Origin of the sequence: Clostridium grantii DSM 8605, assembly GCF_900129965.1 — a bacterium.
GTDB lineage: Bacteria > Bacillota > Clostridia > Clostridiales > Clostridiaceae > Clostridium_AF > Clostridium_AF grantii.
Genome location: NZ_FQXM01000008.1, coordinates 90651 through 101708, shown reverse-complemented (window position 1 = coordinate 101708; position 11058 = coordinate 90651). Strand labels below are relative to the sequence as shown.

8 protein-coding genes are annotated in these 11058 nt (G+C 28.4%); 6 read left to right on the top strand and 2 right to left on the bottom strand.

Annotated features, from left to right (window positions below; translation table 11 throughout):
• Positions 1–206 precede the first annotated feature (206 nt).
• Genes BUB83_RS08920 through BUB83_RS08910 form a run of 3 tightly spaced genes read left to right on the top strand, consistent with a single transcriptional unit; the run spans position 207 to position 2901 of the window.
• On the top strand, positions 207–1892 hold the full coding sequence (locus BUB83_RS08920; RefSeq protein WP_073338112.1) for a GGDEF domain-containing protein: 1686 nt from the start codon (positions 207–209) through the stop codon (positions 1890–1892).
• Between the two features lie 15 nt (positions 1893–1907).
• Positions 1908–2426, top strand: a complete 519-nt coding sequence (locus BUB83_RS08915) for a gamma carbonic anhydrase family protein (RefSeq protein ID WP_073338111.1) — start codon at positions 1908–1910, stop codon at positions 2424–2426.
• Positions 2419–2901, top strand: a complete 483-nt coding sequence (locus BUB83_RS08910) for a GAF domain-containing protein (protein ID WP_073338110.1) — start codon at positions 2419–2421, stop codon at positions 2899–2901. The genes BUB83_RS08915 and BUB83_RS08910 overlap by 8 nt, the downstream gene beginning before the upstream one ends.
• 281 nt (positions 2902–3182) lie before the next feature.
• On the opposite strand, the gene BUB83_RS08905 is transcribed toward BUB83_RS08910, so the two are convergent.
• Both BUB83_RS08905 and BUB83_RS08900 read right to left on the bottom strand, forming a co-directional pair.
• Positions 3183–5789, bottom strand: coding sequence for a calcium-translocating P-type ATPase, SERCA-type (locus BUB83_RS08905; RefSeq protein WP_073338109.1), 2607 nt, complete (start codon positions 5787–5789; stop codon positions 3183–3185).
• A gap of 95 nt (positions 5790–5884) precedes the next feature.
• Complete coding sequence (locus BUB83_RS08900) at positions 5885–7792, bottom strand: NAD(+) synthase (RefSeq protein ID WP_073338108.1); 1908 nt, start codon at positions 7790–7792, stop codon at positions 5885–5887.
• A gap of 459 nt (positions 7793–8251) precedes the next feature.
• On the opposite strand from BUB83_RS08900, the gene BUB83_RS08895 reads away from it, so the two are divergent.
• The 3 genes from BUB83_RS08895 (at position 8252) to BUB83_RS08885 (ending at position 11018) form a co-directional block, all read left to right on the top strand.
• Positions 8252–8686 (top strand): NfeD family protein, encoded by a 435-nt coding sequence (locus tag BUB83_RS08895; protein ID WP_073338107.1) that lies wholly within the window; start codon positions 8252–8254, stop codon positions 8684–8686.
• A 37-nt stretch (positions 8687–8723) separates the two neighbouring features.
• Positions 8724–9665 carry an SPFH domain-containing protein gene (locus BUB83_RS08890; RefSeq protein ID WP_073338106.1) on the top strand — a complete coding sequence of 314 codons (942 nt, stop codon included), beginning with the start codon at positions 8724–8726 and terminating at the stop codon, positions 9663–9665.
• A gap of 171 nt (positions 9666–9836) precedes the next feature.
• On the top strand, positions 9837–11018 hold the full coding sequence (locus BUB83_RS08885) for a glycosyltransferase family 4 protein (RefSeq protein WP_073338180.1): 1182 nt from the start codon (positions 9837–9839) through the stop codon (positions 11016–11018).
• The last annotated feature ends 40 nt before the right edge of the window (positions 11019–11058 follow it).

Genomic DNA, 11058 nt, shown 5'->3' with positions numbered 1-11058 from the left:
ATATACAAGAGTAATTTTATTTCCAAAAGTAGGTTTAAGATATTTGTGTATAAATCATTTTGCATAATAATTTAATTATATTATATGCGGTTTTAAAATCAAAGTTATTTATGTTAAAATTTACATGAAGATATGATATAATTATAATCGAACAATAGCGTAAAATGCAAAAGTAAACGTTTCAACACTGAAAGGGTGAGAATGTTATGAGAAAAGCATATTACTTAATTATTTTAGTTCTTTTAGTAGTTTTAGCTAATAATATAGAAATTTTTGCGAAGACAAATTTTAATATTCCCTTGAATAGTCAATGGTATTTAAATGTAGGAGGAGATGAAAAAGTTTGGGATCCTATAGAATTTAAATACTACAAAGATTTTGATGATAAAGATATGCAAAATAAATTAATAGTTTTTAAGTCAGAAGCTATGGTGCCAAATACATTTCAAAATGTTAATTTAGTGATTTCATTACAACAATTAACTAACGGTCATAAAGTATATTTCAATGATGTTTTGATAGGAGCAACTGAGTTGTTTCCCAATCATGATTTTGATGATAAAAATAATCTATATTATTATTTTATACCTAAAAGTTTGATAAATTATGGTGAAAAAAACACATTGAAAATTAAATCTTTTAGTACATTTGAATATGGAGCTGATATAAAACCATATATATGCAGATATGACCAAGATTTTATGTTAAATTTAAGGAAATTAGAATTGGCAAAAAATATAACTTTGGCTTTAAATACTATATTTGTACTTTGGGGAATAGTATTTATTATTTTTTATTTAAGAAGTAAGATCCGAAAAGAAAATTTTTATTTTGGTTGGATCTTAATATTTATGGCTAATTATTATTCCCATAGGTATGTAAATATATTAAACGTAAGTTATATAAATTATGAAAAGATAAAGTTTGTTTGCTTATCTTTAAGTGTAATAATATCTCTTCCTTTTTTGCTCAATTTAATTAAACTTAAAGTGAATAGGATGGATAAAATTGTTTTATATTTAAGTTTGATTTTTTCAATGAGTATAATAATTGTCTCTGGTAATGATGGAATAAAATTTTTTCACTTAAAGGAAATTCAATTGGCGTGGTTTATTTTAGTTATAACATATGAAATGGCAACAATTTGGATAAAATTAAGAAAAACTAAAAGAAGGGTATTTGAGCAATTATTTATATTAGCTACTATGGTTTTAGTAACTGACATCATATTACAAATAGAAGGTTTGGCTTTGCCATATGGAATAGAGTTTAATGAAATTTTATTGATAGTAATGTTGATTTATTTGGGATACATTAATATTAGTGATAATGTGGGAATATATAAAAAATCTATTACAGATGGACTAACAAATATGTATAACAAGACTTTCTTTATTAACTCATTACAATATTTTTTAGTTAATGAGAAAGAAGAATTTGCTTTAATGATTTTTGATATAGATGATTTTAAAAAAGTCAATGACACGTATGGTCACCCCATTGGGGATAGAGTTCTTAGCTCTATTGCAGGTGCAATAAAAGAAATGGTGCCAAGAGGAAGTATTTCTGCTAGGTATGGGGGAGAAGAGTTTATGGTATTGCTAAAAGGAATAAAAGAGGAAAAAGCCTTTGATATAGCAGAAAGTATTAGAAAAAATGTAGAAAATACTTCTATTGTGGATTATGATTCAAATCATAATAGAATTAATATAAGTATAACCATAAGTGGGGGAATTGTTTCAGGAACAACATTAGATATTAATATAAGGAATAAAAATAATATTGATTTTAATAAAATAATAAATATGGCCGATAAGCAATTATATATAGCTAAAAAGAAGGGTAAGAATAGAAATGATGCTATTAATTTTCATGGTAAAATGGAATTATAGAAAGGATTGAGATATTTGATTATAAACTTTAAAGATAAAAAACCCAATATTTCCAGTGAAGCTTTCGTGGCTTTAACTGCAGACATAATAGGAGACGTTTTTATAAAAGATTTTTCAAGTGTTTGGTTTAATGTGGTTATTCGGGGTGATATAAGAGAAATAATTGTAGGAGAGGGATCTAATATTCAAGATGGAACAGTAATTCATACAGACAAAAAACATGGTGTATATATTGGTGAAAATGTATCTATAGGTCATAAATGTTTAATTCATGGATGTAGTATTAATAATAATTGCTTAATTGGAATGGGTAGTATAATATTAAATGGTGCTTCAATAGGAAAAAATACTATTATAGGTGCAGGGAGCTTAGTTACTCAAAATAAAAATATACCAGAAGGAGTTTTATGCTTTGGGTCTCCAGCTAAAATTATTAGAAAACTTACTGTAGAGGAAATAAAAAGCATAGAAGCAAATGCACTTGAGTACAAAGAAATTGCAGAATTTTATAAGAGAGAGGTAGAAAATGAATAGAAAAGATAATTATGAAACAATGATTTTAATGTTAAAAGGGCAATTACAAGGAGAAGACAATTCATTGGCAAATATTTGTAATGCTACAGCAATAATAAATGAGATGATGGATGATATAAATTGGGTTGGGTTTTATTTCATGAATAATAAAGAACTCTTTCTTGGACCTTTCCAAGGAAAACCAGCTTGCAATAGAATAGCTATTGGAAGAGGAGTTTGTGGAACAGCAGTTTCAGAAAATAAAATTATGATGGTTGATGATGTACATGAATTTAAGGGTCATATAGCTTGTGATAGTGCATCTAATTCGGAGATAGTGATACCTATAAGTTCAGGTGATAAAGTTTATGGAGTTTTAGATATTGATTCTCCAACTTTTAATAGATTTTCACAACTTGAAAAAGAATTTTTGATTAAATTTGTTGATATGTTGAATGAAAACATTAATTGGGAAGAATTGTCATTTGCAGGATAGATGAAGTAAGTGGTTCGGGATTGAGAAAAAAGATGAACTAACTCGTAGGGAGCGGTTTCCACGCCGCCCCGCTATGCCTATAAATTACATATATAATATTGATAAAAAATACAAAATACAGAAAGTAGTATAATATTTTCATTACGATTTTACTGTAATTGTAATTTTATTGGGAAACAGCAGGCGGGCATGGAAACCCGCCCCTACAAATAGTTACTTCGCCTTTTAACCTTATTACACTAAATAAAAATAGCCACCATAATTACTTATGGTGGCTATTTTTATTTAGCTAATCTTTTAATTAATTTTACTAATTCATTTATTACTAAAGGAACAATACTCAAGCCTAATACTACAATCCAGTCATTTAAATTTAATGGGGTTATCTTAAATAATGTATTTAAACCAGGGGTAAATACTAAAATAAGTTGAAGTGATAATCCAAGTAGTATAGAGTAGATCAAATATTTATTAGTAAATAATCCAATAGTGAATATTGATTTTCTTTTATTTCTCATATTTAAAGAATGTATTAATTCAGAGATACTCATAACTAAAAAGGCCATGGTTTGAGCATGAATTAATGAATCGGGATAGTTTTTATAGCCAATTCTAAAAGCAGCTAAGGTAATTAAGCCTATTAACAAACCATTTCCAACCACGTTTAAAAGTTCTCCAGAAAAAATACTTTCTTTTGAGTTTCTAGGTTTATTATTCATCACGTCTTTGTCGTTAGGGTCTACACCTAACGCTAATGCAGGGAAAGAATCTGTTACTAAATTTATCCATAGAATATGAATAGGACTTAATGGCGTAGCCCAATTTAATAAAATGGCTATAAATATAGCTATTAATTCACCCATATTACAGGAAATTAAGAAAACGATAGATTTTTTGATATTATTATAAATATTTCTACCTTCTTCAATAGCGGAAACAATAGTAGAAAAATTATCATCGGTTAATATCAAATCAGCGGCGCCTTTAGCTACATCTGTTCCGGTAATACCCATTGCTACGCCAATATCTGCAGCTTTTAATGAAGGGGCATCATTTACACCATCACCAGTCATTGAAACAATATTATCTTTAGATTTCAAACCTTGAACTATTTTAACTTTATGTTCTGGAGAAACTCTTGCAAATACTTTTAAATTTTCTATAGATGAGTTTAATTCTTCTTGACTTAATAAATCAAGTTCAGTACCTGAAATACATTGATTTTTATTATCCGCAATGCCTAGAGTTTTGGCTATAGCAAATGCAGTATCTTTATGATCGCCAGTAATCATAACAGTATCAATACCAGCTTTCTTACATAAAGCAATAGAATCTTTTACCTCTAATCTAGGAGGGTCTATCATAGCTACAAAACCAATAAAAATCAAATCATTTTCTAAATTAGTATCATCAGGGTTAGTTATTTCTTTATAAGCACAAGAAATAACTCTTAAAGCTTCATTTGACATTAATGAAGAAGCTTGCAACACTTGATTTTTTAGCTCTTCAGTTAAAAGGGTTATTTCTTCACCTATTAGAATTTTTGAACTTTTCTTTAATAAGTTGTCAACAGCACCTTTGGTCATAACATAGTAGCTATTATTATATTTATTAACAGTAGACATAAGTTTTCTATCAGAATCAAAAGGTAATTCATTTACTCTAGCATGAAGTTTATTCAGTTCTTCACTTAAAGTATCAACATTTAAACCCATTTGAATTAAAGCTATTTCAGTAGGGTCGCCTGTACTTCCAGAAGTGGTAATAGTTGCATCACTACAAAGAACTAAATTTTCTAAAAGTAAGTTATCAGAATAATTATCTTTATTTAAAGCACTTATATCTTTTATTTCACCATTTGTAAAGAATTTAGTTACAGTCATTTTGTTTTGTGTCAAAGTACCAGTTTTATCAGAACAAATTATATTAACTGAGCCTAAAGTTTCTACGGCGGGAAGCTTTCTTACTATAGCATTTTCTTTAATCATTTTCTGAACACCAATAGCAAGTACTATAGTTACTATGGCAGGTAATCCTTCTGGGATAGCTGCTACTGCAAGGCTAATAGCTGTCAAAAACAATTCGAAAAGTTCTCTGCCTTGAAAATAGCCTATTGCGAATATAAGTATACATATTACTAAAGCTGTTACGCCTAGGATTTTGCCTAATTGATCTAATTTCTTTTGAAGGGGTGTTAATTCTTTTTTATCCTCATTTAACATAGAAGCTATTTTGCCTATTTCAGTATTCATACCTGTACCTACAGCAATACCTATAGCGCGGCCTTGAGTTGCTAGAGTAGAACTGTAAATCATATTTTTTCTATCACCTATAGGTGTAGATTTATCTTCTAATATTAAAGAAGCTGTTTTTTCAACAGGCAAAGATTCTCCTGTTAATGATGACTCGGCAGCTTTAAAATTAGCGGTTTCAATTAATCTAATATCACAAGGAATATATCTTCCAGCATCAATTATTATAATATCACCAGGAACAATTTCAGAAGAATCAACTTCTATTATTTCACTTGAACGTTTTACTAATGCTTTAGGAGAAGAAAGTTTTTGAAGAGCTTCTAAAGATTTTTCAGCTTTAGACTCTTGAATTATACCTATAGTCGCATTTAAAACAATAACAAGTCCTATTATTATTGCATCACTATATTCGCTAACGATTATTGAAATTATAGCAGCAAATATTAGTATATATATTAGTACATCATTAATTTGTTGAAAGAAAAGCCATAAAAGAGTTTTTTTCTTCTTAGCTTCTAACTTGTTTAAACCGTAAGTTGCTTTTCTTTCTTCTACTTCAGTAGTGGAAAGTCCTGTTTCAATACTTGAATTCAGTTCATTAACCACTGCTTCCGCGGATTTCGTGTAAAACATTAATATCACCCCATTAATAAATTTTAATAAATTTCACTTATACCCTGATTTATTGTGCGAAATAAAAGATATTCCTAAAAAGGAAGTAATATTTTTTAAGATTTCCAAGCGTTATTGCTTGCATCAGAAGGCATTCTCCAATCTCCTCTAGGAGAAAGACTAATAGTACCTACTTTTGGGCCATCTGGTAAAGCTGAACGCTTAAATTGTTGTTGAAAAAATCTATGAAGAAATTTATCAAACCATTTTTGGATTGTGGTTTCATCATACTTGTCATTAAAAGCTTGGTTTGCCAAGAAAATAATTTTTTCAGGAGTAGCACTTTGTCTCATAAAATAATATAAGAAAAAGTCATGGAGTTCATAAGGACCAACAATATCTTCTGTTTTTTGTACTATATCGCCTGTAGCATCTTTAGGAAGTAACTCAGGACTAACTGGAGTATGAAGAATATCCATAAGAATTTCCGAAATATTTTTAGAAACTTCTTTATCAGCTACATATTTTACAAGGTATCTTACTAAAGTTTTAGGTACAGAGCAGTTTACTGAATACATGGACATATGGTCACCATTATAAGTACACCAACCTAAAGCAAGTTCAGATAAATCACCAGTTCCCACTAAAATTCCATTTTCCTTATTAGCTAAATCCATTAAAATTTGAGTTCTTTCTCTTGCTTGAACATTTTCATAAGTTACGTCATGTACACTTGTTGGGTGTCCTATATCTTTAAAGTGTTGAATACATGCATCCACTATATTTATTTCTCTAAAATCAGTACCTAAATTTTTGCATAATTCTACTGCATTGTTATAAGTTCTATCTGTAGTTCCAAAACCAGGCATAGTAATTGTTAATATATTTTTCCTAGGTAAATTCAATAAATCAAAGGTTTTTATCATTACTAAAAGAGCTAAAGTAGAATCAAGACCACCAGATATGCCAACTACTGTTTTAGTTAGTCCAGTATGGGATAATCTTTTGGCTAATCCAGCTACTTGAATATTAAAAATTTCTTTACAACGTAGTTCTCTTTCAGAAATATTTGAAGGAACAAAAGGATGTTTATCTATATATCTATCAAATTTTTTTATAGAAGTGTCAGAATATATAAATGGAATCTCGACTATTTCTTCTTCATAGAAAGCAGTATTATCTCTAAAAGTTATATTTTTTAATCTTTCATTATTCAGTTTGTCTATATCTATAATAGCTGACATAATATCACTTTCTCTTGAGAATCTTTCGTTTTCATTTAAGGTTGAACCGTTCTCACTTATTATCATATGGCCACTAAAAACTACGTCTGTTGTAGATTCATGTACACCGCAAGAAGCGTAAGCATAAGCAGAGATGCATTTTGCGCTTTGCAAGTCTACCAAATTTTTTCTATAGGTGGATTTGCTTACTAATTCGTTAGAAGCAGAAAGATTACATAAAATATTTGCTCCCATTAAAGCTAAATTTGAACTAGGAGGAATAACTGCCCATAAATCTTCACAAATTTCAAATCCAAATTTAAAAGGGTCACATTTAAATATTAAATTTACTCCAAAAGGAATAGAAGATTGAAAAAATAAATTTACATTAGAACTTTTTATTTTATTTCCATTGCTAAACCATCGTTTTTCATAAAATTCAGAAGAATTTGGTATAAAGCTTTTTGGAACTATACCCAAAACCTTTCCATTAAAAATAATAAAAGCACAATTATATAAGCTATTTTGAAATGTTAATGGAGCACCTACTGATATTAATATATCTTTACCAGCAGAAAAATCACATAAATTTTTGATAGCTGTTGCAGATTTTTCTAATAGTTTTTGTTGATAGAATAAATCAGCACAAGTGTAAGATGTTATACAAAGTTCAGGAAAAATAATCAACTTTGAATTAGCATTTATGGCCTCATTTATACAAGATTTTATTTCTGTTGTGTTATAATCAACATCGCTTACTCTAGTTTTTAAACTAGCAGTAGATATTTTTATAAAATTCATCGAATCACTCCTAACAATTATTATATTCTATATTTTCTACATTTTAAGGATTTTAACCCAAAAAGTATATAGCATTTTTTCAATAATTAAACATTACACTGATTAAAGTTTTATGTCAATATTTAGGGCTAATTATAAATACATTGAACGAGCTTTAAAATGAAGTAAAACTAAGAGAAAAAGACATAGAGGAACTAAAACAATGATAAATAGTTATAAATACTATATTATGAGTAAAAATAAAACTTTTAATAAAGATGGAAAAACTATATAATATATACAAGAAGTAACTTTGAAACTTAAACAAATACTTTTTATTATTATCATATATATAAATTTAAAATCTATGTTTATATTATGAAATTTTTGATATAATTAGATAAGAATTATTATTAGTTCTAATTTGAATAAGTTTTAGAGTATTTATGTATAGAGTTAAAATTATAGAAGGGGGTTTTTATGGTGTGGATGCAATTATTTTTATGGATAGTAATCGCAGCAGTTGCATTGATTGTAGATGCAGTAACTAGTAGTTTCTTTTTTGTATGGTTCACTATTGGTGGAATAGTAGCAATAATTCAATCAATTTTAGGAGTAGCTTTTGCAACACAAGTTATAACATTTATAGCGGTAAGTTTGGTTTGTATTGCTATAGGATATCCTATAGTAAAGAAGACTATTAAGAAAACAGTTCCTTTTACTCCAACAATGGAACAATCTTATGTTGGAAAAGTTTTTGTTTCTGATAAAAAAATTAGTTATAAGGCATCGATAAAATTTGAAGGAATTTATTGGACAGTCATCAATAAAGGAGAAAAAATAGAAATTGGTGAGGAAGTTATTATAACAGGCATTGATGGTAATAAGTTAGTAGTTAGTAAAGTAAACCAATAGTTTAAAATATATTAATAAAATTTAAGGAGGAGATCCTATGGGTCCGTTTATTGTTTTTAGTATTATAATAATTCTTGTATTAATTTCTTTAGTTTCATCAATTAAGGTAGTTCACACTGGTTATGTCTACATTGTAGAAAGACTTGGTCAATATCACAAGACTTTTGAACCTGGTTGGCATTTAACTGTTCCGTTCTTTGATTTTGTAAGAAGAAAGGTATCTACAAAACAACAAATTTTAGATATTCAACCTCAAAGCGTTATAACAAAAGATAACGTTAATATTTCAATCGATAACGTAATATTTTATAAAGTTCTTTCTCCAAAAGATAGTGTTTATAATATAGAAGATTACAAATCAGGTATTGTATATTCAACAATAACAAATATGAGAAATATTGTTGGTGATATGACATTAGATGAAGTTTTATCTGGAAGAGATAGAATAAATCTAAAATTATTAGAAATAATTGATGAAATTACAGATGCTTATGGAATAAAAATTCTTTCTGTAGAAATTAAGAATATTATTCCTCCATCAGAAATTCAACAAGCTATGGAAAAGCAAATGAGAGCAGAAAGAGATAAAAGAGCTACTATATTAGTGGCAGAAGGTGCTAGACAAAGTGAAATTGAAAGAGCAATGGGTGACAAGCAAGCTAGAATTCTTGATGCTGAGGCTCAAAAGGAAGCTAATATCAGAAGAGCAGAAGGTCTTCGTGAATCACAATTGTTAGAAGCAGAAGGTAAAGCAAAGGCTATTGAAATAGTTGCTATAGCAGAAGCAGAAGCAATTATGAAGGTTAACCAAGCTATAATTAATTCTGGAACAAATGAAGCAGTAATTGCATTAAAACAAGTTGAAGCTCTTAAAGAAATGGCTAATAGTCCTGCTAATAAACTTATTTTACCTAATGAAACTCTTTCATCGTTAGGATCAATAGCAGCTATCGGAGAAATGTTAAAAGGAAATAAATAAAAATTTGAAAGTATAAAAGCCTTTTCTAGTTATAGAAAGGCTTTTTTCTTAAGTAATTAATGAAGATATCCTTTTGGATACTATTGCTAATTATTTACAAGTGACTTATAATTAAAATATAAAGTAAGTTAAAAATAAGACAAGAGATGAAATTTGATTTGGGGTGAAAGAATGAAAGTATTGATGTTATCTTGGGAATATCCGCCAATGAACGTTGGGGGACTTGCAAACCATGTTTACTATTTGTCAAAAAACTTAGCTAAGAGGGGTATAGAAGTTCATGTGATTACTTCAGCATACCAAAATTCACTTATTGAAGAGATAGTGATGGGAGTGCATGTGCATAGAGTATTTCCAATAAATATTGAATCAAATGATTTTGTGAAAAACATAATGCATTTGAATTTTGCTATTATTGAAAGAGCTATAACATTATTTGATGGTATAGGTAAAGTGGATATAATTCATGCTCATGATTGGCTAGTGGCATATGCAGCAAAGACTATAAAAAATGCTTATACAATACCTATTATTACTACAATCCATGCAACAGAACAAGGGCGAAATAACGGTATATGGACAGAAGAACAAAAATATATAAGTTGTACAGAAGAAATGTTAGTAAAAGAATCAAGCAAAGTGATTGCTTGCAGCGATTATATGAGAGAACAAATAAATAAACTATTTTTATATTCTTGGCAGGATATATGGGTAATACCTAATGGAGTAGAAAGTAAGAAATTTGATTTAAAGTTTGATAAAAATAGATTTAGAATAAACTATGCTGAAAATGAAGAGAAAATAATATTTTATATAGGCAGACACGTTTATGAAAAAGGAATTCAAGTTTTAATAGAGTCAGCGCCACAAGTTTTGAACTCTTATCAAAAGGTTAAGTTTATAATAGGTGGAACAGGACCTATGACTGAATCTCTTAAAAATAGAGTAAAAGAACTAGGTTTAGAAGCAAGATTTATTTTTACAGGATACATGGATGAAATAACAAAGTTAAAACTTTTTAAAGTTGCTGATGTATCAGTATTTCCTTCTTTTTACGAACCTTTTGGTATAGTTGCGCTTGAAGCAATGGCTGCTGGATGCCCAGTTATAACATCAGACATAGGTGGATTTAGGGAAATAATTAAACATGACAACAATGGATTAACTTTTTATAGCAAAGATAGCAATAGTTTGAGTTTTAATATATTGAGAATTTTAAGAGATAAAAATTTATCTGAATTTCTTATAGAAAATGCTTTTGGAACTATAGAAGATGATTTTACATGGAATAGAATTGCTACTATTACATTGAAAAACTATAATAAAGTAAAATTTAAGAAAAAAGACAGATAAAAGAAATAAAAAACTAATTTTATTATGCGGTAATTAGCAT

What these genes read in the sequence shown, in the direction of transcription:
- BUB83_RS08920 (WP_073338112.1), top strand. Translation starts at nt 207, where the DNA reads ATGAGAAAAGCATATTACTTAATTATTTTAGTTCTTTTAGTAGTTTTA.
- BUB83_RS08910 (WP_073338110.1), top strand. Translation starts at nt 2,419, where the DNA reads ATGAATAGAAAAGATAATTATGAAACAATGATTTTAATGTTAAAAGGG.
- BUB83_RS08905 (WP_073338109.1), bottom strand. Translation starts at nt 5,789, where the DNA reads ATGTTTTACACGAAATCCGCGGAAGCAGTGGTTAATGAACTGAATTCA.
- BUB83_RS08900 (WP_073338108.1), bottom strand. Translation starts at nt 7,792, where the DNA reads ATGAATTTTATAAAAATATCTACTGCTAGTTTAAAAACTAGAGTAAGC.
- BUB83_RS08895 (WP_073338107.1), top strand. Translation starts at nt 8,252, where the DNA reads ATGGTGTGGATGCAATTATTTTTATGGATAGTAATCGCAGCAGTTGCA.
- BUB83_RS08890 (WP_073338106.1), top strand. Translation starts at nt 8,724, where the DNA reads ATGGGTCCGTTTATTGTTTTTAGTATTATAATAATTCTTGTATTAATT.
- BUB83_RS08885 (WP_073338180.1), top strand. Translation starts at nt 9,837, where the DNA reads ATGAAAGTATTGATGTTATCTTGGGAATATCCGCCAATGAACGTTGGG.